The organism is Shewanella sp. 10N.286.52.C2, assembly GCF_002874545.1.
Lineage (GTDB): Bacteria > Pseudomonadota > Gammaproteobacteria > Enterobacterales > Shewanellaceae > Shewanella.
Genome location: NZ_MCTV01000047.1, coordinates 17,408 through 42,038 on the forward strand (window position 1 = coordinate 17,408; position 24,631 = coordinate 42,038).

The following is a 24,631-nucleotide window of genomic DNA, read 5'->3' on the forward strand; positions in this document are numbered from 1 at the left end:
GAAGCCTATTTGAGCAATCGATAAGGTTTTATTTGAGACGGCTGCATCAGACAGGACAGTTTGATGATAATGCCTTATGCTAGAGGCATAATCAGGATTTTGACAGTAACTACTTGGATATTTTGCCGAAAATGTTGCACAATCTCGGTCTATAAAAAGGAAGTCAGTGGTTAATTTGGTCAAAGTTCGTTACTCAAAATGATTCAATTGAGATTATTTTACCTGTGTTTGCTGAAAGCTGACCACTTTATTCATCTAAAGCGGATATCATTGCCACAGCAAAATTAGGTACTGACATGTACAAAATGGATAGCATAAAATGAAAAGAGTCGTAATTACAGGTTTAGGTGTTGTTTCTAGCATCGGTAATAACAAGCAAGAAGTGACAGAGTCATTGAAAGCTGGACGTAGTGGTATCACCCATTCAGATCAATTTGAAGAAATGAAATTACGTAGTCATGTTTGGGGGGATATCAAATTAAACCCTGCTGAGCATATTGACCGTAAGGCATTACGCTTCATGGGAGACGCAGCAGCTTACGCTTATATTGCAATGCAAGAAGCAATCAGTGATGCTAATTTGACAGAAGAGCAGTATTCTCACCATCGCGTGGGTTTAGTGGTCGGTACTGGCGGCGCATCATCTAAAAATCAAGTACAAGCAGCTGACACCTTACGTGAAAAAAGCGTAAAACGTGTTGGCCCTTATATTGTACCGCGCATTATGGCCAGTACGGCGAGTGCTTGTTTAGCGACCCCATTTAAAATTAAAGGTATGAATTATTCAATTAGTTCTGCTTGTGCAACTTCAGCACATTGTATTGGCCATGCAGCTGAGCTTATTCAAATGGGTAAGCAAGATATGGTATTTGCTGGTGGTGCAGAAGAACTAGATTGGACCCTAACCATGGGCTTCGATGCTATGGGGGCATTGTCAACTAAGTATAATGACACGCCTGAAAAGGCTTCACGTACTTACGATGCTGACCGTGATGGTTTTGTTATCTCTGGTGGCGGCGGGATTGTTGTCGTTGAAGAGTTAGAGCATGCATTAGCTCGTGGCGCAAAAATCTATGCGGAAATCATTGGTTATGGCGCATCTTCTGATGGCTACGACATGGTTGCACCGTCAGGTGAAGGTGCTGTGCGTTGTATGCAAATGGCGCTAGCTGATGTTGATACCCCAATTGATTATATCAATACTCATGGTACTTCAACCCCAGTTGGTGATGTGCGTGAGCTTGAAGCTTTGCGTGAGGTTTTTCCGACAGACATGCCTCCAGTTGCATCAACTAAATCATTGACTGGCCATGCATTAGGTGCAGCCGGTGTTCACGAGGCCATTTATAGCTTAGTGATGATGGAAGATAGCTTTATTGCACCAAGTATCAATATCGATACCTTGGATGAACAAGCCGTTGGTATTCCTTTAGTCACTGAGTATCGTGATGCAAAGCTAACGACTGTGATGAGCAACAGCTTTGGCTTTGGTGGCACTAATGCCACTTTGGTTATGCGCAAGTATAAATAAGCTTAGACAGCGACTTTATTAGTCGTTCGTATAAAGTAATCAAAGCCTTCTAGTCGACAGACTAGAAGGCTTTTTTGTGTTTTTTGACCTTTAAAGCAGATTAAAACTATTTTTACACATAGCTAATCAATGCGGCTCGAAAACAATATTTCTAATTCATTGATACCTATGCATTCTAATAACTTGATAGAATAAGCAGATAATCACAGTATTTATGGCTAATTACACTTATGAAAATCGTTGCCGATGAAAACATGCCTTATGTGGAAGCCTTATTTGGGCACCTAGGGACAATTGAGCGCGTAAATGGTCGCTCATTAGCACCAGAGCAACTGATTGATGTTGACGTGCTGCTAGTTCGTTCAGTTACTAAGGTCAATCAAGGCTTATTGTCTAAAGCAAACAAATTACTGTTTGTTGGCAGTGCCACCATAGGTACCGACCATATTGATTTAGCCTATCTTAAGCAGCGTAATATCCCGTTTACTAATGCCCCTGGATGCAATGCCACAGCGGTGGGCGAGTATGCTTTTATCGCCATGCTTGAATTGGCTAAACGCTTTAAGCAGCCAATAAAAAATAAAGTTGTTGGCATTGTCGGTGCGGGTAATACCGGTTCAGCATTAGAAAAGTGCCTAAACGCTTATGGCATGAAAGTACTGTTATGTGATCCTATTTTAGAAAAAAGTGCTGCGGATGAACGCCAGTTCGTGTCATTAGATACCATAATCGAGCAAGCCGACATCATCAGTTTACATGTGCCAATTACCAAAGAAGGCGCAGATAAAACCTGGTATTTATTCGATGAAGCTCGATTACTGCAGCTAAGAGAAAATACCTGGTTATTAAATTGCTGCAGAGGTGAGGTCATTGATAACCGAGCCTTGATAAAAGTTAAGCGTCAACGTGACGATTTAAAACTGGTTTTAGATGTATGGGAAGGTGAGCCACACCCAATGGCTGAGCTGGTGCCGTTAGCTGAATTTGCGACTCCTCACATTGCTGGATATAGCTTAGAAGGCAAAGCTCGGGGCACCTTTATGTTGTTTGAAAAATTGTGTGACATCCTAAAGTTGCCCCATGAGAAATCAGTATCGAGCCTGTTACCGTCATTTTTTATTAATCAATTATCCGTGGCAGAGCAACCGACAGAAAGTCAGTTACTTACCCTTGCTAGACAGGTTTATAACCTCAAAGATGATGACGAATTATTTAGAAAAACCTTTCTAAATCACAATGGCTTCGATCATATGAGAAAAAATCACACTCATCGACGTGAATTTAGTGCATTGTCGCTAGTCAACACGGGTGCTTGTAAGGTAAATTGGGTCTATAAATTAGGTTTTTCAGGAGTCGAGCGTTAATTATGTCACAGGAATTTAATGTTATTGTTTTAGGTGCGTCGGGCGCAGTGGGTCAAACTATGATTGAGATCCTTGAAGAGCGAAACTTTCCGGTTGCAAACTTATACCCATTAGCCAGTAGCCGCAGTGCAGGTGAAACCGTTAGCTTTAATGGTAAACAAGTCGAAATTCTAGATGTGGATACGTTCGATTGGAGCACGGCTCAAATTGGATTCTTCTCCGCAGGTGGTGACGTCTCAGCTAAGTGGGCCCCGATTGCTGCAGAGCATGGCTGTGTGGTGATTGATAACACCTCACATTTTCGTTATGACATCGATGTGCCATTAGTGGTACCAGAAGTTAATCCGCAGGCCATCGCAGACTTCCGTAATCGTAATATCATTGCTAATCCTAACTGTTCAACCATTCAAATGTTAGTGGCGCTAAAGCCTATTTATGATGCATTTGGTATTTCACGTATTAACGTGGCAACTTACCAGTCTGTATCAGGTTCAGGTAAGCAAGCTATTGAAGAATTAGCGGGTCAGACGGCCAAACTACTTCAAGGTTTACCAGCTGAAAATAAAGTATACCCAAAGCAAATTGCTTTTAACGTATTACCGCAAATTGATGTGTTTATGGACAATGGTTACACCAAAGAAGAAATGAAAATGGTGTGGGAAACGCAAAAGATTTTTGGTGATCACGATATCGTGGTTAATCCAACAGCGGTGCGTGTTCCGGTTTTTTATGGTCACTCAGAAGCAGTGCACCTTGAAACTCGCCAACCTGTTGAAGCAGAAGAAGTAAAAGCCGTCCTACGTGATGCTGAAGGTATCGTGTTATTTGAAAATGATGAAGATTATCCAACGGTAGTGACAGACTCTGCAGGTACCGATCCAGTATTTGTTGGCCGTGTGAGAAAAGATATTTCTCATGATTACGGTATAAATTTATGGGTGACTGCCGATAACATCCGTAAAGGTGCTGCTTTAAACAGTGTTCAAATAGCCGAAGTCTTGATTAGAGATTATTATTAATACGATAATATCCCTATAAATAGAGCTATTTAGATTAAAAAGCCTGCAGCCTGCAGGCTTTTTTCATTTTAGCGTGGTTCACAGTAGCAGGGTAATTAAATCTGGTTTATAGTCTTATGAATACTAAAACTAATAAATACAATTGCCTAAAGCCAGTTGTCATGATGACAACCCCATAGCGCTCAAAGGAAAGATTGATGATTCTTCGTACTGCTTATTTTGTTGGCATAATGGCCTGTGCTTTGGCCGCTGTTTCTGCTTCTTCTACGGTTGAGCCTGTCCATGCTCAGACGCTAAAAATTACCGGCCCCAACGGCGAAGTCAATTCTATCGTTGCCCGTCAATATGGTCCTACAACTTCAGCCGACACTTTTTGGAGTATTGCGCAAAAGGTTAGGCCCAATCAAAGTATCACCATATACCAAGTGATGGCGGCACTTTTTGATGCTAATCCCCATGCCTTTAGCAGTGATAATTATAATTCTTTAGAGCGGGGGATGACGCTGTTGGTCCCTTCTGCAGATGTGATGGCGCAAATCCCCAAAGCGGATGCCAAGCTTCGGGCTGAAGATAATGATAAACGCTTCGCGAATGCCAATATAACGGTCAAAGCGCCGCAAAAGCCTGCGGTAAGTGCTGGGCAAACGAGCGCAACTTCAGCTCAAAAACCGTTAGCCATCGTAGCTGAAAAAACACTTAAAAATACAGTCGAGGTTAACCAACCTCTCATTGATGAGTTAACCGTTAAACTCGAGAACGCACAAAGTAAAAGTTTATCTTTAACCGATGAATTGGCGCGTTCAGAAGATATGTTAATGATTAAGGACGCTGACAACGCTGCCTTAAAAGCGAAGATAAAAGAGCTGTCTTTGCAGCTTTCTGTCTCACAAGAAGAGTTACAATTACTTTCTGAAAAGCACACTGAACTTGAAGCGGCCTACGCGCTATTGGTTGCTGAAAATGCTAAGCCAACAGTCATTGAGCAGCCAACTAACTTTTGGCGGTCAATTGCTGACAACATGATATTGCTTGCCGTTATCGCGGCATTACCGCTTATTATAATCTTTCTGATTATTTTCTGGCTGATGCGCCGTAAAAATGAGCAGGATGAAAGCATCAATGAAACACCTCAAGCTGAAACTAGTTCAGAACCCTTAGCCTCAATGGCAGGCCCACAAGCTGCAGTGGCTGAATCATTAGCCGTTACGGATGATATTGACGATCTCAATGACTTAGCGATTCATTTAGATGAAGAAGACTCTACGGAAGATTTGCTTGATCTAGATATCACCAACGAAACGCAATTATCTTTAGATGGTGCTGATGATGTTGATATGTATATCGAAGATGAAAAGGCTAGCGAACAAATAGCTGAAGGCACCTCACTAGATGATTTGTGGTCTGAAGCCATGAATGAGCAAGAAGTCGAATTGGCGTCTTTAGAAGACGAAGGAGACTATTTTGAAAGCTTACTTGACGGTCTTGATGAATCAGCAGAAGTTAAACAAACAGACGAAGAAGATTTAGACAGTTTACTTGCAGACTTTGATTTACCAGCAGAGGATACTACTGAAGTTGCACCAGAACTAAGCCAAACAGGTACCCAAGATGACATTGACAGCTTACTGGCTGATTTTGATTTACCGACGGATAATGCTGGTGAAGTTGCTGCTGAAGCTGAAGCTGAATCTGAAGTCGCACCAGAACCAAGCCAAACAGATGTTCAAGATGACATCGACAGCTTACTGGCTGATTTTGATTTACCGACGAATAATGCTGCTGAAGCTGAAGCTGAAGCTGAAGCTGAAGCTGAATCTGAAGTCGCACCAGAACTAAGCCAAACAGATACCCAAGATGACATCGACAGCTTACTGGCAGATTTTGATTTACCGACGGATAATGCTGGTGAAGTTGCTGCAGAAGCTGAATTTGAAGTCGCACCAGAACCAAGCCAAACAGATACCCAAGATGATATCGACAGCTTACTGGCAGATTTTGATTTACCGGCAGATGAAGCTATAACCGAAGCAGGCAGTGAAGCAGACGGTGAATTAGATAGCGGATCTTTACAGCAAACGCCAGAAACAGAGACTCAAGATGACATCGACAGCTTACTAGCTGACTTTGATTTAGCGCCTGAATCATCAAATGTTGTCGATACACAGGCTGATGAATCTGCCAATAGCGCAGTTGATGATTCAGTTGATGATATTGACGCCTTACTTGCATCCATCGACGTTACTGATGATGTTGAAGGGGCAGAAGATTTTTCTGCCGAAATTGCAGCTGAATTAGAAAGCGATGTTGCCACCACATTAGATGACAGCGAGAATCTTGATGAGTTACTGGCAACAGTCGATCCTGAAAAAGAGTTTACTCCGCTAGCCACTTCAGATGTCGATGTCGAGCAGCAATTAGCTTCTGAGCTAGCCCAAATTGAATCAGAGCTTGAAATTGATAGCGACAATAGCGATCTTGACTCACTCATTTCAGATTTAGAAACACAAACCGAGTTACCTCAACAGACAGCAGAGCCTGAAGAGTCATTTACTGGGGCAGATGATTTCGCCGCGCAAATTGCCGCCGAGCTTGAGCAGGAACAAGGCGAGCACGAACACGCCACCACATCGGATGCCGATTTAGATGCCTTGCTTGCTGACATGAATAATGAGCCAGAAGCCAGCCTTGCAGATACAGATACGCGCCAAGCCGAGCCACTCACATTTGCCTCTGGTGATGATGTCACTCTTGGCCTAGATGATGATCAGCACGATGATCCCCTCGTTAACCAGTTATTAGCGGCTGAGAAATCAACAGAGTCTAATAACGATAGCAATACAGATGCCGACGATCTTGATGCGTTATTGGCAGACTTTGATGTCGATAAGCTCGCCGAGGATGATGAACCGCCATTATTTTCAATCGATGAGTTTTCGGAGGACGAAAGAGGCTCTGAAGCTGAATTTGATAACATGCTGGCAGGCCTGTCAGCACTTGATGATGACTTAGCTGAAACTGATGCAGCTCCAGACACAGTCGCTGATAAAGACACTGACACTGACCATGACAGCAAGCTTAACGAAAACCCTGAATTTGAGCCAAAAGAGTCAGGCTTTTTTGATGATCTAAAATCAAAAAAAGCTGAGCCGGCCAAATTAGATTGGGAGTCAGAATTATTTAAACAAGCCTGCAACCAAGATGATGTTGATAGTGCAGATGAAGTTAATAGTGCAGATGATGGCAGTTATTCTCTTACTGAAGATAATTTAACTGTTGATGAAGCCCTTGCAGCCCTTGACGCTGAAGAAAAGCAATCAACACCATCTGAAGAGACTCTTAATACCTTTGAACAAGAAAACGGTTTCATCGATATTGACGTATTATTAAATGATGCCGATGAAATAGTTGAAGTAAGCGATCAGTACAAAGATGTTGAAGTGGATATGGGCGAAGTTAATGCCCTTATTGGCAATGCGGAAATGATTGATGTTGATGACGAAGAAAATTCAGTTAATGCCAAATTAGATCTGGCCCGTGCCTACATTGAGATTGAAGATGAAGATGCTGCCAAAGCATTACTCACTGAAGTCAAAATTGACGGTAATGAACGCCAACAAAGTGAAGCCTCAAAACTACTGAATGATATAAGCTAATCATAAAGTACATAAAACGGCGCAGTTAACTGCGCCGTTTTTGTATCAGGTATACAGACTCTGACAGTGGGTTGTGCTTTTGCATTACATCTTCAGTTAATTTGTTATAAAATGCGCGCACTTAAAATTAGAGGGTTTAATCAATGCGTGTGGCCTTAGGCGTCGAATACGATGGTAGTCAATATTTTGGTTGGCAAAGACAGAAAGAAGTTGATTCTGTGCAAGCGCAAATCGAAGCGGCGTTATCATCAATTGCCAATGAACCGATTGAAATTATCTGTGCGGGACGTACAGATTCTGGGGTACATGGAACAGGTCAAGTCATACATTTTGATACTCAAGCTAATCGAGCGATGTCAGCGTGGACATTAGGCGTTAATGCCAAGCTACCTGATAATATTGCAATCCGCTGGGCGAAAGAAGTGGATGAGACCTTCCATGCTCGCTTTTCAGCGACTGCACGTCGATATCGTTATATTATCAATAACAGTGAATTTAGACCGGGTATTTTAAATAAGGGTTTAACCCATTATCACTACCCACTGGATCACAATTTGATGCACCAAGGCGCGCAATTGTTTGTTGGTGAACATGACTTTACCAGCTTCAGAGCATTACAGTGCCAAGCCCATAGCCCGGTAAGAACCATTGAATTTGTTAATGTCACTCGTCAAGGAACATTCATTATTATCGATATTAAAGCCAATGCATTTTTGCATCATATGGTGCGTAATATTGTTGGCACCTTACTTGAAATCGGCCAGTCACATCAAAAAATTGAGTGGGTTAATGAACTTCTAGCATTAAAAGATAGAAAATTTGCCGCGCCGACATCAAAGCCCAATGGCTTATATCTGGTGGATGTGACTTACCCAGAGCACTACAACTTACCTAAGCCGCCAATGGGGCCGCTATTTATGCAAGATTAGACACTTAGCTGCTACTGATTGCTAAATAGTCGCATTTTTACTGTTTACGAAACAACAATGTGAGCATGGGACAAATTCAAAAGGGATACAATGAAGACAGATAATGACACGCAATTAACCGTTAAGCCTGCAAAAGACGCAAGCTTGTCCCAATGGTTAGATTATTTATTATCGATTCACCCCACTGAAATAGATATGGGCTTAACCCGAGTCACGGCCGTTGCTGAGCGTTTAAGTCTATTGTCCTTAGCTGACTCTAAAGTGATTACCGTTGCCGGAACCAATGGCAAAGGTACCACTTGCGCCATGCTTGAGGCGGTATTTTTGCAAGCCGGTAAAACGGTTGGGGTTTATAGCTCGCCGCACTTAGTTAACTTTAACGAGCGCGTAAGGCTTAATCATATTGACGTGACAGATGCGCAAATTATTGAAGCCTTTAGTGTCATTGAACATGCCCGCGCTGAGATCTCATTAAGCTTTTTTGAATTTGCCACCTTAACAGGATTATATATTTTCAAGCTGGCTAAACCTGAGATTATTTTACTGGAAGTGGGCTTAGGTGGTCGTTTAGATGCAACTAATATTATTGATGCCGATGTCAGTGTCATTACCTCGATTGATATTGATCATCAAGAGTATCTAGGTGATACCAGAGAGCTAGTTGGCCGTGAAAAAGCAGGAGTATTTAGAACTGAGTGTTTAGCGGTGATTGGCGAACCTGATTGCCCTAATTCCATAACCGAATATGCCCAAGCGGTTAATGCGTATGCTTATAGTGTTAATAAAGACTTTAGCTATGTTATTGCAAATGACACTAGCACAGATAACACCAGCACAGATAACACCAGCACAGATAACACCAGCACAGATAACACCAGCACTGATAACATGAGTGCAGATAACCGCTCAACTTGGCACTATAGCAGTGCTAATCGCAGCATAGAGGCTATACCATTACCGAGATTACCTTTAGCCAATGCCGCCACTGCCATTGCTGTTATTGAGCAGGCTTTCCCACAACTCAGTGATAACGATATTAAACAGGGCATTGCCAATGCCAGTTTGTCAGGCCGCTTTGAGCAAGTACTAGAACAACCAAAAGTGTGGGTTGATGTAGCACATAATCCCCATGCTGCGAAATACCTTGCTACGCAACTGCAAGGCTTTAAGCCTGCGCGCATTATTGCCTTATGCGGTATGTTAAAAGATAAAGATGCCGCTGCAGTTTTAAAGGAGCTTGAAGACAGTATTGATGAATGGAACTTTGTATCATTACCGGTTGAGCGCGGAAATGATGCTAAAACATTAGCCAAGGAGTTAAATACAAGCTTGTCTGCATCACAATTTGACTCAATGGATTTGGCTTGGCGCAGTATTAAGTCAAATATAAATGCAGATGATGTAGTAATTGTTTTTGGCTCATTTTACACTGTGGCAGCGTTTAGTGAATTATTAAAAAAGGGATAAAGATTTGTCTGGTCAATTTCAAAACCGTTTAGTTGGCACCATAGTGATCGTTGCTCTTGGGGTTATATTTTTACCTGATTTATTAGACGGTAAAAAGCAGCGCCAAGTTGAAGAGTTTACAGAAATTCCTTTACGCCCAGTGATTACTGAGCAAGCAAGCGATCAAATTGGCGAGGGTTACACTCCTGAAACCTTTGAAGTTGAAGAGATTGCAGCAACCCAAGATTTAGCTCAAGTTTCAGAAAAAACCAGCACTACGCCAGCGACTAAAACTGACAGTGGAACAAAGTCAGTCACAAGTGCCAACACCGCAACCGCATTAACAGCAGTAACCTCAAAGCCTGAAACTGTTAAATCAGCCATAAAACAAGCTCAGCCCATCAAAGCGGGATTTACCTTGCAGTTGGGTGGTTTTAATAACGCTAAAAATGTTGAAGGCTTAGTTCAAAAGCTGCGCACTAATGGTTTTACCGCTTATACATTACCGACAAAACCGATTGATGGTTCTTTAACAAAAGTGTTTGTCGGCCCTGAACTCTCAGCAGATAAACTGAAAAGTTATCAACAAAAAATACAGAAAATAACCGGTCTTCAAGGCAAGATTGTGCAATACAATCCCCTAGAAAACTAACTATTCATCATTGTTTTTTTCAGCGCACAGTCAATTTATTCTGCTAGAGGTGTGAAACTTTTCAGTCTCTGTTAGAATCGCGCCGTCTTAACATCTATACCGGATCCCTCTCTCAATGGTTTGGATTGATTACGCTATTCTCATTATCATCGGCCTATCAACTGTTATCAGTTTGATACGTGGATTTGCCAAAGAAGCCATGTCGCTAGTGGTATGGTTCGCTGCTTTCTTTGTTGCTAGCCAATTTTATCAAGATCTCGCTGTTCACCTAACGCAGATGAATGACGAAATGCTTAGAAATGGCGTTGCAATTGCTATTTTATTTATCGCTACTCTCATTCTTGGTGCCTTAGTTAATTACATATTAGGCCAACTGGTGTCAAAAACCGGCTTGTCAGGCACAGACCGCGTATTAGGTTTGTGCTTTGGCGCGCTTCGCGGGGCGTTAATCGTCAGCGCAATATTATTTTTTCTGGATGCGTTTACCGGTGCTTCAAGTCAAGACTGGTGGACGGATTCAGAGCTTGTACCCCAATTTGGTGTGGTTATTCAGTGGTTTTTTGACTATCTGGAAAATACCTCCAGCTTTGTACCCAAAATATAAATATAAATATAAAACATCTTACAATGAGGAAGCTTACCCATGTGTGGTATCGTCGGAATAGTTGGTCTGTCATCGGTTAATCAAACCATTTATGATGCGTTGACCGTGCTTCAGCACCGTGGTCAAGATGCTGCAGGCATCGTGACCGTGGACAAAAATGCATTTCGTTTACGTAAGGCTAATGGACTCGTTAAAGACGTATTTGAAATCAAGCACATGCAACGCCTTCAAGGTAATGCAGGTATTGGACACGTACGTTATCCAACAGCAGGCAGCTCGAGTGCCTCTGAAGCACAACCATTCTATGTTAACTCACCATTTGGTATTTCCTTAGCCCATAACGGTAACTTGACGAATACAGTTGAGCTTGCTGAAGGACTGATCAAAAAGCGCCGTCATGTAAATACCACCTCAGATTCTGAAGTGTTATTAAACTTGCTTGCTGATGAGCTGCAAGAAACCCGCAGCTTAACCTTAAGCGCTGATGAAGTTTTTGATGCAATAGCGAAAGTTCATGCACAAACTCGCGGTGCTTATGCTGCTGCGGCGATGATTATTGGCCAAGGCTTAGTGGCATTTCGTGACCCATTTGGGATCCGTCCTTTAGTACTTGGTAAGAACGAAACCCCAACAGGTACCGAATACATGGTCGCCTCTGAATCAGTGGCACTTGATGCAGTTGGCTTTGAAGTGATGCGCGACGTTGCGCCAGGCGAAGCAGTTTATATTTCACTTGATGGTCAACTATTTACTCGCCAATGTGCGGTTGAGCCAAGCTATGCACCTTGTATTTTTGAATTCGTCTATTTCGCTCGTCCAGACTCGAGTATTGATAAAGTGTCTGTCTATGCCAGCCGTGTAAACATGGGGGCTAAATTAGGCGCAAAAATTCAAAAGGAATGGGAAGATTATGATATTGACGTGGTGATCCCAATTCCTGAAACCTCGTGTGATATCGCCCTAGAAATTGCTCGTGGAATGGACCTGCCATATCGCCAAGGTTTTGTTAAAAACCGCTATATTGGCCGTACTTTTATTATGCCGGGTCAGCAAGAGCGTAAGAAATCTGTTCGCCGTAAGCTAAACGCGATTAAAACTGAGTTTACTGGTAAGAACGTATTGTTAGTTGACGACTCAATTGTTCGTGGTACCACCTCTGAGCAAATCATTGAAATGGCTCGTGAAGCTGGGGCTAAGAAAGTGTATTTTGCTTCAGCAGCACCTGAAATTCGCTTCCCGAATGTCTACGGTATTGATATGCCAACCACCAATGAGTTGATTGCTCATGGCCGTGATGCTGATGAAATCGCTAAAATCATCGGCGCTGATGGGATTATCTTCCAAGACTTATCAGACTTGGTTGAAGCCGTTGGAATGGAAAATCCAGAAATTAAGCGCTTTGAAACCTCAGTATTTGATGGTCATTACATCACTAACGATGTTGACCAGGCGTACTTGGATCACCTGACTCAACTGCGAAATGATGATGCCAAAGCCAATAATAAAGACATTGGTACTAACTTAGAAATGCATAACGTTTGTCATCCTTAAACGATACTTTCTAAGTAACTGATTAAAGCCAGCTAGCCGCTGGCTTTTTTGTTTTTCTTTTCCTTCAGTAATCGAAACTAGTACTACAGATAAAAAAATGCCTGAATCACTTCAGGCATTTTGCTCGGTTTATTGATGATGAATCAATCTCAGATTATTAATATAAAAATATTAGTAATTATGAGCTTCAGCTAGTCTTGCAGGGGAATGACATACAGAACATGATTCAGTGATAGGTGCAGGGTCAAATACGGCAAAGTCGCCACTTTCACCCGTGTGCATATCAGCTTCTGGAGTGATAGCCACATTGAAATCACCACCTTGTTGTATCATGTGATTTTTCGCAGCATCACCTGTATGACAAGTGGCACAGTTAGCAGAAATCGCCGTGATACCGTAAACACTGCTTTCATCCATACCGTTTAACACAACTGCTGGTGCTACATCTTCAAGGTCAATCATACCAGTGTGACAAGCCTGACAATCAACCGGCATGTTTTTGTCGGTTGTTGGCATGTCATTTAGACCACGGTCTTGCTTGTATGCTCCAAAGTGCATGTTGTGAACCAATGGTCCCCACGCCATCGCGTAGTCTCCTATGGTTCCATCATCCTGTGTTTTACCTGGAGCCCAGTTATAAGCAGAGTGACACTGAGTACAAGCATCACCACCTAAATCAAAACCACCTCGAGCAGAACCATGTCCATCCAAGCCCTCAGTGTGACAAGTTAGACACTTCATGCCATCAGAGCTAGTACGACGGACGTCTTTGTCTTTGATGTTCGATACCGAGATAGGGGCATTAGCAGGGTATCCCCAACGGTGAGTATAGCTAATACGACCATCTACACCACCGGCTAATACTTCACCTTCAACATAAGGTAATGCATGGGTAATGATATAGGTTACTTCACCGTTTTCACCAGCAATAGGCGCTGTTTTTGCTCGAGCAACATGACCTTCATCGCGACCAGGAAGCATCGCTTCGCCGTTTCTCATCACAGTTGCCCAACCATTAGGGCTAGCGTCAGTGAGTGCGTTAATGTCAACAACTTTACCTTCACTGTCAGTGGCTTTAGTTGTTACTTCGATGGTCGCTTTATCTTCGCTACGAACAACAGATATAATTTCAAAGTTATAACGGTTTAATGCTTCATCACGATTTGCACCGTTTTCATGTTCATGTTGGAACGAATTGTGACAGGTTGCACAATCAAGATCGGTAAAGTTACTGTGATTAACAGCTAAATCTTTATCTGCATCTTGTAAATTAGCATGACAGGTTGCACAGCCATTGAGAGATGCTGTAAATACCACATCGTCAACGTGACAAGTTGAACAACGGTATTTATCCATTGAATAACTATCACTTAATTTAGCATGGCCAGAAGCCTGTATCACACCATCATCGTCATATTTATAACCATGACCCAGCATTGCCATGGTGTTTTCAGCCCAGCCGCCATCTTTTTGTTCAGTTTGAGTGTGACAAACTAGACATGCTTCAACAATAATAACTTCTTGGTCATTGTCGATTGCATGGTGATGTTGATGCCAACCCCAAGTTGCGTTGCCAGTAGCATCTTCAAATTCACCGTGACAGGCGACACATTTAGCATCGTCAGTGGTGCTAACTTGTGCATAAGAATCGTTTTTGGTAAACATCACGCGTTTAGTACGTGGCATACCATTTTCGCCATTACCTGGTCGAATATAGCCAGTACCAATTGATTCAGATGTCGCAGCTTCATGTGGCATAGAAAGGTTATAAATACCCTCACCAGCGTGAGTTAGCGTACCCGGTGCGTTATCATCACCCGCAACCCAAGTCACATCAACAGTGTCAGCAAGTAAACCTGCTTCATTTTTGATGGTTGACATTAACTGGACTTTATCTAAATCTTCTACTGGAACCCCATCTTGGTTCTCCACCGAAAATTCAACATTCACGACACCCTCGGCATATTGCCATTCCATGACTTTTGCTACTGCTGATGTGGTCACTACTGGTGGCACCCAAGGTGCACCTGGCTCGCCAGGTAGGCCATCGTTTCCATCTTTACCATCATTACAAGCACTCATCCCCAGTGCAGTAGCCACAAGTAAAGCAACACGACATTTGCTCATTAATTTCATCTCATACTCCAAAATGTTTTTCTTACCTCTTAATGGGTAATTGGAGGGTAATGTAAAGATTGCTTGGCAACTGTTGACTAGGTCACAAACTAGGGTTATTACTAGTTTAATTGTTTATATTCAGTGATTTGAATATATATCGCCTAGCGGGTAATTCTGAAATTAAACTTAATATCCCGATGTGTTTTTGCATTAAGATCACAATTTAAAGTAAATTTGTATTAATTGTTTTTGGTTAAATTTAGCGCCTTATAAGCGTGGTTTTTAATGCTTTGGCCTAGTGTTTTGAGTAGCAGCTCATCATTCTAAGAAACCTGCCATTGCATTAACAGTTGCACTTATTTTTGCTATTCGCTAAATTACACTGTAATTTCATACAGTGTTTTAAAAGTCTAATAAATCTATGATGCTCTATATTGCTGAAAAACCCAGTCTAGGCCGTGCTATTGCCGATGTATTACCAAAGCCTCATAAAAAAGGTGATGGTTTTATCATGAGCGCCAATGGGGATTGCGTGTCTTGGTGTATAGGGCATTTGTTAGAGCAAGCAGAACCTGATGTCTATGATCCCGCTTTTAAATCATGGCAATTAGCCCATTTACCCATAGTTCCGAGTAAATGGCAGTTAAAACCTAAAACTAATACCCGCTCACAGTTGAGCATCTTAAAAAAGCTCATCAAACAAGCATCGAGTTTAGTTAATGCTGGCGATCCTGATAGAGAAGGGCAGCTGCTGGTGGATGAAGTCATTTCCTATGCAGGTGTAAAGGCCGACAAGATTGCTCAAACCCAGCGTTTACTTATTAGCGATCTTAACCCTTCGGCGGTAAAACGCGCCTTAGGGCAATTGCGCACTAATAAAGAGTTTGTCCCCTTATCTACCTCAGCCTTAGCCCGCAGCCGCGCAGATTGGCTATATGGCATGAATATGACCCGCGCTTATACCATTCAAGGCAAAAAAGTAGGTTATCAGGGAGTATTGTCTGTTGGTCGCGTGCAAACCCCGGTACTGGGGTTAGTGGTAAGGCGAGATGAAGACATTGCCAATTTTCAGCCCAAAGCTTTTTATGAAGTATTGGCGCATTTACTGACCGATAACCAAGAAGGCTTTTCGGCTAAGTGGAAACCCAGTGAAGCATGTCAGCCATATATGGATGAAGAGGGGCGAGTGCTCGCCAAAGGCTTAGCAGAAAATGTGGTGGGGCGGATAACTAACAAGCCAGCTGAAGTGACCAAACTTGAATCAAAAAATAAGCGTCAGAACCCCCCATTGCCTTATAGTTTATCCAGCCTGCAAATCGATGCCGCCAAACGTTTTGGCATGAGCGCTAAAGAGGTGCTTGATACCTGTCAGAGTCTATATGAAAGGCATAAATTAATTACGTATCCGCGCTCAGATAGTCGCTATTTACCTGCTGAGCAACATGGCCTTGCCCCCCAAGTTATTCGCGCAGTATTAAGTAATGATGCCGGTTTAACCGCTAAAGCAGATAAACCTAATGCCAAGCTTAAGTCCAAAGCCTGGAATGACAGTAAAGTTGATGCTCACCACGCGATAATTCCCACTGAAAAAACCACTAATTTGGCAAACTTATCAGCCAAAGAGTCGCAGTTATATTCTCATATTGCACGGCAGTATTTAGCCCAGTTTTACCCCGCCTATATTTATGATGAAACCCAAGTTGAAGTGACCATTGCGGGTGGCTTATTCACCACTAAAGCTAAGCAAGAACTGTCATTAGGTTGGAAATGTTTATTTGCGAAAATGCAGGGTAAAGATAATGCAGATGGCAGTGATGATGAAAATTTAGCGACTTTGCCGCCACTGAAAAAAGGTCAACAACTCCATTGTGAGCGTGGCGAATTGCTTGAAAAAACCACTCAAGCGCCAAAACATTTTACAGATGCGACCCTGCTTGGCGCCATGACGGGTATCAATCGCTATGTCACTAACCCTGAAGTGAAGAAGATCCTAAAAGACACCGATGGCTTGGGCACCGAGGCAACCCGAGCAGGCATTATTGAATTACTGTTTAATCGCGGTTACTTATTAAGGCAGGGTAAATCAATCATTGCCACCCCAGTTGGCGTTGGCTTGATCCATTCATTACCAGAAACAGCCACCACACCGGATATGACTGCGCTGTGGGAAAGTAGCCTTGATGCCATAAGTCAAAAGCAGCTTAGGTATGATGCCTTTATGGAGCCATTGTTAGCGCAATTACAGCAACTGATTGAGCAAGCTTCAAATCAATTACCTACAGCTCTTGAGGGGATTAAAGGGCCTGGCTATAAAAAACGCCGCGCCAGTAGTGGCTATAAACGCAAAGGTGCAGCAAGCAAAACCTCTACGGCTAAAACTTCCGGTAAGCGCAGCTCGAGTAAATAAGCCGATAAAAGAGAGTTTGTATGAATAAATCATGGGATACAGGTATTGCATCGCTCGCACTCGATTGTTCTTAAAGGCAATAGCGGAATTTTAGGCAAAAAAAATGAGTAAACCGAATCAGGGTTTACTCATAAAAATTCACTAGTTCACAACATAAAGGGCGGAACAGGTTAGATTATGGCCGAACTTACTTAACTGAAAATTAATTTAATCTGTCGACGTGCTGTGGAGTGTGATCGACTTCAATATTAATCAATTTAAAACTGAACATTAAATTACATTTGTTATCGAATGCTATCCTTTCGGCTCAATGAAATGAGTTTATCTAAAATATGCTCACCATCCATACGAATGCCATTATGCTCATATTCTGATGTTAGCCAATAGCTGAGGTTATTCACTAGCTGCGCAGTTTCAAGGCTGTAATTCATATCAACATACATATCTTCACTGTAAATAGCCGCAGTGACCGGGACGGTGTTTTGCAGTAACACGTCCACATCGTATAAATTGCTCCAATCTGATTTTTGCGCAATTAATTCTGCCACCTCTTTGAGAGGCTTTAACTGATTAAATTGTTCAAAGAACCATGGATAAATCATTTCGCCAGTAAACAGTAAGCGCTGCCCTTGTTGATAATTGAATTTAGGGAACTGCTCTCTGACTCTATGGGCTGACCAATTAGCCCCTTGTTGATGAAACTGCTGGCAATAGATCGATTCATGCAATAACGCGAAAATTGGGTTGGTGTTGTAATCCAAAAATTGACTAAATTGATGCAAAAATAGCGGGTTTATTGTGCGACCTTGGGCAGTATCGAACATGGCTTGCTCAAGTAAGTAATAGAGGGCTTCAGGGCCTTGCTCCATACCTATATTAACCCCGAGCAGCTGTAGCATCTCAACGGTGAGTTTTTCGCCTGTGGCAAGGTAAACGTCATTATCAGCAATATAGTCAGCCAGTTCTGCTGTTAATGACTCAGCATCTTTGAAACGATGATAAAAATCAGCGTTTTTGGCAAGTACCCGTTTATAGGTTGCTTGATAGACGTCATCTGCTTGACGGGTTAATGATGGAATACCACCTGTGATAAAGGCTTCAGTCAGTGCTTGTGGCGCTGCGCTTAAATAGCGTAAAACACAAAAGCCGCCAAAACTTTGGCCTAAAATACTCCATGGCTGATTATTTGCTAATTGAGCTCTAATTACTTCAGCATCTCGAACAATGTTATCGGCTCTAAAGTGGCACACATAATCGGCTTGTTCTTGCGCGGTTAAATGCGCCAGTGTGGCGCTATTTAGTAAGCTTGAAAGACCGGTGCCGCGCTGATCAAGCAACAGCACTCGATATTCTTTTAGGGCGCGTTTTATCCAGCCACTATTCTCAACAGGGCGCACTGCACCAAAGCCCGGTCCACCTTGAAAATACACTAAATAGGGTAAGGATAAATCTTGGTTTTCTGTACTGACGATTTCCCGAACAAAAATTGATAATTGCTCACCTTCGGGCTGCTGATAATCTAATGGAACGCTAAAAAAGTGTTTTGTGGAAACGATCCCAGAAAGAATACTGTCAATTTGCATGGTGTGCCTGTGAAAATAGGATTCAGAAAGGTAGTATTGTATGAAGGTTAGTCCTTGGTCACAATGAAAATATGATGCTAATTAAATGAAGTGGTGATGTTAAATTATTCATTTGTTTGGGCAGCGATGCAAGCTCAGTAAAAATGCTTGTGTTCCAACCAACTAATTGGTTTTATTTTCTGATTCTTATAGATAGATCAAACATTTTATTAAGCTTTAACGCATAATAACTTGGTCGCGATAATTTTCTCAATTTGAGGATAGAAGTAATGAAGTACCAAATCATTCCAGTCACCCCGTTTCAACAAAATTGTAGTGTTATTTGGTGTGAAAAAACCAAACTGGCAGCCGTTGTCGATCCCGGTGGTGACATTGAACGTATTATTACTGAAGTTAATAAGTTAGGTCTGAGCTTAGAAAAAATCTTATTAACCCATGGTCATATTGATCATGTTGGCGGCGCGAAAACACTGGCTAATCAGCTTAATATTCCTATCATTGGCCCACATATCGCTGACCAATTTTGGCTACAAGGGCTAGCAAAGCAAAGCCAGAACTTTGGTTTTGCGCATGTTGACTCGTTTGAGCCTAGCCAATATTTAAATGAAGGCGATGAAGTGACCATTGGCGAAGAGCGTTTATCGGTGGTGCATTGTCCCGGTCATACTCCAGGACATGTGGTGTTTCACTCTAATAAATCAAACCTTGCATGGGTTGGTGATGTGCTATTTAGAAGCTCCATTGGCCGCACTGATTTTCCGCAATCGGACCATCAACAACTGATCCACTCAATTACACAAAAATTATGGCCTTTAGGGGAAAAAGTAACCTTTATACCCGGTCATGGTCCTATGTCGACTTTTGAAGAAGAGCGTCAGCATAATCCATTTGTTGCTGATCAATTATTGGGCTAGGCTCAAGCGTATTCATTTAGCTGCTGGGAATATTGCCCGGTGGCTTACGCAGCAAGCTAGCAGTGTAAAGTAAAATACACTGCTAGCTAAATTGGCATAAACCGTTACATTTTATCTTGCACCAGCTTCACATCCCTTAAACCAGCGACTAGCCTGACTTGCTGGTTCAAACATAGTTACACTTGCCCTTAAATCGATACCGTTAAGTCTTTGGTGAATGCCATAAGGCTTTGCATTCTGCAGATGCTTTGCTAGCTTATAGTCACTAAAAGCACTTATGGTGTTTTGCTCAATCACTGCTGATGGGTATTTTACATCACTCAGCATGCTGGCAGGGACTCATGGCACATCATTTATTATCATTGTTAAACACTTGGGCTGAAAAACCGCAACAAGACTGGACTTTAGCAGTCATCACTTCTGTTGAAGGTTCTTCATACCGAAAACCTGGCGCCATTATGCTGTTTGACCCTTTGGGGAAAACCTTAGGTATGTTAAGTGGTGGCTGCTTGGAAGCAGACTTACGTCGTCACGCACAAAAGTCCATACAAACCCAGCAAGTTCAGCAATTAACCTATGACGCCACTGATGAAAATGACACCAGTTACCAACTAGGTTGTGGTGGTTTGGTCAACATTATGATGGTGCCGCTATTAGGTGATAATCATTACCTCGGCTTAGCCGAGTTACATCACCAGCTGACGCTAGGTAAAAAAGGCTCGTACCAATTATCGATAGTTGAGCATCATAGCCATGCTGGCCAAGTCGTAGGTAAGTTCGTTGCTGATGACATAGCTTACAAGCAAACTGCAGCAGACATTATTACTGGTATTGTTACTGACGTGAGTTCTGACAATAACCTCAACTTGTTACGTATCCCAGTCAGAAGCCCATTTCATTTAGGGGTGTTTGGTGGCGGGTTGGATGCACAGCCTTTGGTGGCTATGGCGCAGCAGCTTGACTGGCAAGTCAGCGTATTTGATAGTCGCTCTGCGTATGCAAGAGGCTATGATTTTCCAGATGCTAAGATTTGTAAAAAACCACTAACGCAGATAGATTTGTTAGAAATACAACACCTTGATGCGGCCGTAGTTATGAATCATAACTTGGATATGGACGCTGCAGCATTAAGCCTATTGCAAGGAACAAACCTCGCTTATATCGCGCTTTTAGGGCCAACTCATCGAAGAGATAAGGTGTTGCAAAAATGTCAGCTTTCAACTGATGATTTTAGTGGCTTTTTCTCAGCCCCTGCAGGGCTGGCATTAGGCGGAGAGCTACCAAGTTCTGTGGCCTTAAGTATCTTGTCTCAATGCCACGGGGTATTACATCACGGACTTAAGCGGCAAGGTGAGTTAAGTAATCTTGATAAGGTCATGCTTTGATGAATTTATTTTCTACTCCCCCTAATGTGGTCTCCGTGATGTTAGCCGCAGGGGGTAGTACTCGCTTTAATGGGGCAAAACTTGCCGCAACGTTAAGCGCTGATAATAACGCGCAAAGCCTAATTCAACAGAGTTATGCAATATTGAGTAAGGCGACAACCGAGTTAGATCTATCGCCACCAGTTTTGGTACTTGGCGGCCATAAAGACCTACTTAGTCCATTACTCGCCAATGACATTGAGATATTAACCAATCAAAACTGGCAATCAGGTTTGGCAAGTTCAGTGGCTATGGCGGCAAGTTATGCCCAATCACAACAGGCTGATGCATTACTACTGACATTAGCAGATCAAGTTGCCATCTCTCATTCAGATTATTTAAGCCTGTATGGGCTTTTTTGCCAATTTGGTAAAACCACTGCGGCTTATTACCAGCAAAGCCCCGGTGTACCAGCCATCTTTCTCGCCAGTGACTTTGAAGCATTACAGCAACTTGAAGGCGACAGTGGTGCGAAAAAAATATTAACACGACATTTAGAACAGCAACAATTGACTGTTTTGCCATTAGCGCAAGCGGCAATTGATATTGATACTCAAACCGATCTCAAGCAGTGGTTGGTCAACAAGGAGTAAGTTATGACACAACAAACACAAACGTTGCAGGTAAATGGCAAAAATTTTAGCCTTGATGCCGACCCGAATATGCCCATTTTATGGGCGCTGCGCGATATCTTAGGCTTAACTGGGACTAAGTTTGGTTGCGGCGCTGGCTTATGCGGCGCTTGCACTGTTCACCTTGATGGCAAACCGGTTAGAGGCTGCCTGACCAGTATTAAGCAAGCAGCAGGTAAGCAAATTACCACCATTGAAGGCCTTGAAGCTGACAAGTTAAAAGCGGCTTGGGTTGAACATAACGTACCGCAATGCGGTTATTGCCAAGCAGGGCAGTTAATGTCTGCAGCGGCATTATTAACCACGACAGCCAATCCAACAGAAGCACAAATTGATCAAGCTATGACCGGTAATATTTGTCGTTGCGGCACCTATCCACGTATTAAGGCAGCTATTTTTACTGCCGCTAACACCAAAGTGGAGGCGTAATTATGACTACCTTTACCGCCGTAGAAAATATGAGTCGCCGTGGGGTGTTGAAGTTATTTGGCGCCGTAGGAGGTGGTTTAGCCCTTGGAGCATCTGGGCTTGCTTGGAGCCCAATGGCCATGGCAGAAGGCAAACAAGCGCAGCTAAACTTGTTTATTGCCATTGGTGAAGACAATAAAGTGTATTTGACCTGTCACCGCTCTGAAATGGGCCAAGGGATCAGAACGGGTATTCCTCAAGTATTAGCAGATGAGTTAGAAGCTGACTGGGAACAAATCGTCGTCGTGCAAGGTCTCGCTAACGAAGAGTTTGGCAGTCAAAATACCGATGGCAGTCGCAGTATACGTAAGCATTATCAGCGAATGCGTCAAATGGGTGCCACTGCCCGAGTCATGCTTGAGCAAGCTGCTGCGAATGAGTGGAAAGTACCGCCATCGCAAGTGTATGCCAAGGCGGGTAAAGTCCATGATAAGTCCTCCTCAAAGTCGTTAAGTTTTGGCGATTTAGCGCTCGCAGCAAGTGTATTAACTACGCCAGCACTTGATAGTGTGACTTTAAAGCCTGCGTCAAAATTTACCCACATTGGTAAATCTCCCGCAATTGTTGATATGGACGACATGATCAGCGGTAAAGCGGTGTTTGGTTATGATATTAAGGTTGAAGGCATGGTTTACGCCTCAATCACTCGCCCGCCAGTTTTAGGCAGCGATGTTGCCTCAATTGATGACAGTGCAGCAAGGGCGGTTGCAGGAGTGCTAGATGTTATTCAAATTCCTATTGCTAAAGGCGCGCCGTTATTTCAAGCCCTTGGCGGGGTAGCTGTTATTGCGAGTAACACCTGGAGCGCAATTCAAGGTCGAAAAGCATTAAAAGTAACTTGGACCGAATCAGCTAATAGCCGTTATGACTCTGATGCAGATTTAGCTCAGCTAGTGACTCGGGTTGGCCAACCTGGACAAGTTATTCGCCAATTGGGTGACAGTGTTACTGATTGGAATAAAGATAATAGCTTATCAGCGGTGTACACAGTGCCGTATCTCACCCATGCGATGATGGAGCCACCTGTAGCGGTCGCTTCAGTAACCAAAGAAGGTTGCGAGCTGTGGGCATCAACTCAAACGCCCCAAAGCACTCAGAAAAATGTTGCCGGCACTTTAGGGCTTAAAGACGAGCAAGTTAAAGTCAATGTCACCCTACTTGGTGGTGGTTTTGGACGTAAATCTAAGCCCGATTTTAGTGTAGAAGCGGCGATATTATCCAAGCAACTGAATAAGCCAGTAAAAGTCAGCTGGAGCCGTGAAGATGAAATTCAAAATGGCTATTACCATGCAATTAGCGCTCAGTATTATCAAGCTAAGTTAGATAACAACCAAGCGCCACAAGCATTACTGGCTCGCAGTGGTTTCCCGTCTATTAGTTCAACCTTTGCTGAAGGCGTTGATATGCCATCGGCTGGCGAATTGGACCTGGGCTTTTCCGATATGCCGTTTAATTTACCTCAAATTCAATTAGAGTCAGTGAAAGCCACGGCTCACTCTCGTATCGGTTGGATGCGCTCTGTGTGTAATATTCAACACGGTTTTGGGATCGGTAGCTTTGTCGATGAACTGGCGGTCAATGCAGGTAAACCTTGCATTGCAATGTGGCGTGAGCTGCTCGGTACGCCACGCTATGAAAAGCTTGAGAACCAAATCGTCAAATACGGTAACTATGGTGAAACCTTAGATGATTTTCCCATCGATATTGGTCGTTTTCTTGGTGTTATCGATGCGGTAGAAAAAGCGATGGCGAAACACCCTAAAGTCAAAGACGGTCAAGGCTGGGGTTTTGCAGTACATCGTAGCTTCGTCAGCTACGTGGCGGTTGCGACATTAGTTGAAGTTAACGGCGATAACCTCAAGGTTTTAAAGAGTATCGCCGCCATTGATGCGGGTACAGTGGTTAACCCTGATAGAGCGCACTCGCAAACAGAAGGTGCGGTTATATTTGGTTTAAGCCTCGCGATGATGGGCGAGATTAGCTACAAAGACGGTAAAGTGGAGCAATCAAACTTCCATAACTATCGGTTATTACGAATGGGGCAATCACCTGAAATTGAAACCATTGTCGTGGCATCAAGCGCAAAACCCGCTGGTGTGGGTGAGCCCGGTGTGCCGCCTGTGGCGCCAAGTTTAACCAATGCGATTTTTGCTGCTACCGGTAAGCGCTATCGTGATTTACCACTGAATAAAGTGTTAAAAATGTAACTTTAGCCAGCAAGTTTAAACGCCCAAATTGGTGATAGAATTTGGGCGTTTTTTTGTAAGTATTTTTAATAATAAAGTATAAATAACACTGAAATTTGCAAGACCAGCACAGGCTTTATTGAAGTGAGC

Annotated in this window: 18 protein-coding genes; 15 read left to right on the forward strand and 3 right to left on the reverse strand. The window is 42.9% G+C overall.

Features of this window, described 5'->3' with window-relative positions:
- The first annotated feature begins 319 nt into the window (after window positions 1-319).
- From fabB to purF, 9 genes are all read left to right on the forward strand, one after another.
- Window positions 320-1,531, forward strand: a complete 1,212-nt coding sequence (gene fabB, locus BCU94_RS16110) for a beta-ketoacyl-ACP synthase I (protein ID WP_076537142.1) — start codon at window positions 320-322, stop codon at window positions 1,529-1,531.
- A 230-nt stretch (window positions 1,532-1,761) separates the two neighbouring features.
- Entirely contained in the window at window positions 1,762-2,895 is a 1,134-nt protein-coding gene (locus tag BCU94_RS16115) for a 4-phosphoerythronate dehydrogenase (RefSeq protein ID WP_102476952.1), read from the forward strand.
- A 2-nt stretch (window positions 2,896-2,897) separates the two neighbouring features.
- On the forward strand, window positions 2,898-3,914 hold the full coding sequence (locus BCU94_RS16120; RefSeq protein WP_102476953.1) for an aspartate-semialdehyde dehydrogenase: 1,017 nt from the start codon (window positions 2,898-2,900) through the stop codon (window positions 3,912-3,914).
- A gap of 197 nt (window positions 3,915-4,111) precedes the next feature.
- Window positions 4,112-7,567: a FimV/HubP family polar landmark protein gene (locus tag BCU94_RS16125; RefSeq protein WP_102476954.1), complete on the forward strand. Its 3,456-nt coding sequence runs from the start codon at window positions 4,112-4,114 to the stop codon at window positions 7,565-7,567.
- A 143-nt stretch (window positions 7,568-7,710) separates the two neighbouring features.
- Window positions 7,711-8,496, forward strand: a complete 786-nt coding sequence (gene truA, locus BCU94_RS16130) for a tRNA pseudouridine(38-40) synthase TruA (RefSeq protein ID WP_102437454.1) — start codon at window positions 7,711-7,713, stop codon at window positions 8,494-8,496.
- Window positions 8,497-8,586: 90 nt separating this feature from the next.
- On the forward strand, window positions 8,587-9,963 hold the full coding sequence (gene folC, locus BCU94_RS16135; RefSeq protein ID WP_102476955.1) for a bifunctional tetrahydrofolate synthase/dihydrofolate synthase: 1,377 nt from the start codon (window positions 8,587-8,589) through the stop codon (window positions 9,961-9,963).
- 4 nt (window positions 9,964-9,967) lie between these two features.
- Window positions 9,968-10,594 (forward strand): SPOR domain-containing protein, encoded by a 627-nt coding sequence (locus BCU94_RS16140; RefSeq protein WP_102437449.1) that lies wholly within the window; start codon window positions 9,968-9,970, stop codon window positions 10,592-10,594.
- A gap of 115 nt (window positions 10,595-10,709) precedes the next feature.
- Window positions 10,710-11,198, forward strand: coding sequence for a CvpA family protein (locus BCU94_RS16145; protein WP_076537127.1), 489 nt, complete (start codon window positions 10,710-10,712; stop codon window positions 11,196-11,198).
- A gap of 39 nt (window positions 11,199-11,237) precedes the next feature.
- Window positions 11,238-12,749 (forward strand): amidophosphoribosyltransferase, encoded by a 1,512-nt coding sequence (purF, locus tag BCU94_RS16150; RefSeq protein WP_102476956.1) that lies wholly within the window; start codon window positions 11,238-11,240, stop codon window positions 12,747-12,749.
- A 171-nt stretch (window positions 12,750-12,920) separates the two neighbouring features.
- Here the strand turns inward: purF and BCU94_RS16155 are convergent, their stop codons facing one another.
- Window positions 12,921-14,885 carry a hypothetical protein gene (locus BCU94_RS16155; protein ID WP_102476957.1) on the reverse strand — a complete coding sequence of 655 codons (1,965 nt, stop codon included), beginning with the start codon at window positions 14,883-14,885 and terminating at the stop codon, window positions 12,921-12,923.
- A gap of 403 nt (window positions 14,886-15,288) precedes the next feature.
- Between BCU94_RS16155 and BCU94_RS16160 the strand changes: the two genes are divergently transcribed.
- The gene (locus BCU94_RS16160) at window positions 15,289-17,274 is read left to right on the forward strand and encodes a DNA topoisomerase III (RefSeq protein ID WP_102476958.1); all 1,986 of its coding nucleotides are present in this window, start codon (window positions 15,289-15,291) and stop codon (window positions 17,272-17,274) included.
- A gap of 284 nt (window positions 17,275-17,558) precedes the next feature.
- Here BCU94_RS16160 and BCU94_RS16165 read toward each other — a convergent pair whose 3' ends face one another.
- The gene (locus BCU94_RS16165) at window positions 17,559-18,857 is read right to left on the reverse strand and encodes an alpha/beta fold hydrolase (protein WP_102476959.1); all 1,299 of its coding nucleotides are present in this window, start codon (window positions 18,855-18,857) and stop codon (window positions 17,559-17,561) included.
- 269 nt (window positions 18,858-19,126) lie between these two features.
- Here BCU94_RS16165 and BCU94_RS16170 point away from each other — a divergent pair, with 269 nt between their 5' ends.
- Window positions 19,127-19,771, forward strand: coding sequence for an MBL fold metallo-hydrolase (locus tag BCU94_RS16170; protein WP_102476960.1), 645 nt, complete (start codon window positions 19,127-19,129; stop codon window positions 19,769-19,771).
- A gap of 111 nt (window positions 19,772-19,882) precedes the next feature.
- Here BCU94_RS16170 and BCU94_RS16175 read toward each other — a convergent pair whose 3' ends face one another.
- On the reverse strand, window positions 19,883-20,098 hold the full coding sequence (locus BCU94_RS16175; RefSeq protein ID WP_102476961.1) for a hypothetical protein: 216 nt from the start codon (window positions 20,096-20,098) through the stop codon (window positions 19,883-19,885).
- 14 nt (window positions 20,099-20,112) lie between these two features.
- Here BCU94_RS16175 and BCU94_RS16180 point away from each other — a divergent pair, with 14 nt between their 5' ends.
- The 4 genes from BCU94_RS16180 to BCU94_RS16195 are packed head-to-tail and all read left to right on the forward strand — an operon-like array spanning window position 20,113 to window position 24,502.
- On the forward strand, window positions 20,113-21,156 hold the full coding sequence (locus BCU94_RS16180) for an XdhC/CoxI family protein (protein WP_102476962.1): 1,044 nt from the start codon (window positions 20,113-20,115) through the stop codon (window positions 21,154-21,156).
- Window positions 21,156-21,788, forward strand: a complete 633-nt coding sequence (locus BCU94_RS16185; protein WP_102476963.1) for a nucleotidyltransferase family protein — start codon at window positions 21,156-21,158, stop codon at window positions 21,786-21,788. Before BCU94_RS16180 ends, BCU94_RS16185 begins: the two co-directional genes overlap by 1 nt.
- Window positions 21,789-21,791: 3 nt before the next feature.
- The gene (locus BCU94_RS16190; protein WP_102476964.1) at window positions 21,792-22,256 is read left to right on the forward strand and encodes a (2Fe-2S)-binding protein; all 465 of its coding nucleotides are present in this window, start codon (window positions 21,792-21,794) and stop codon (window positions 22,254-22,256) included.
- Between the two features lie 2 nt (window positions 22,257-22,258).
- On the forward strand, window positions 22,259-24,502 hold the full coding sequence (locus BCU94_RS16195) for a molybdopterin cofactor-binding domain-containing protein (RefSeq protein WP_102476965.1): 2,244 nt from the start codon (window positions 22,259-22,261) through the stop codon (window positions 24,500-24,502).
- Window positions 24,503-24,631 lie beyond the last annotated feature (129 nt).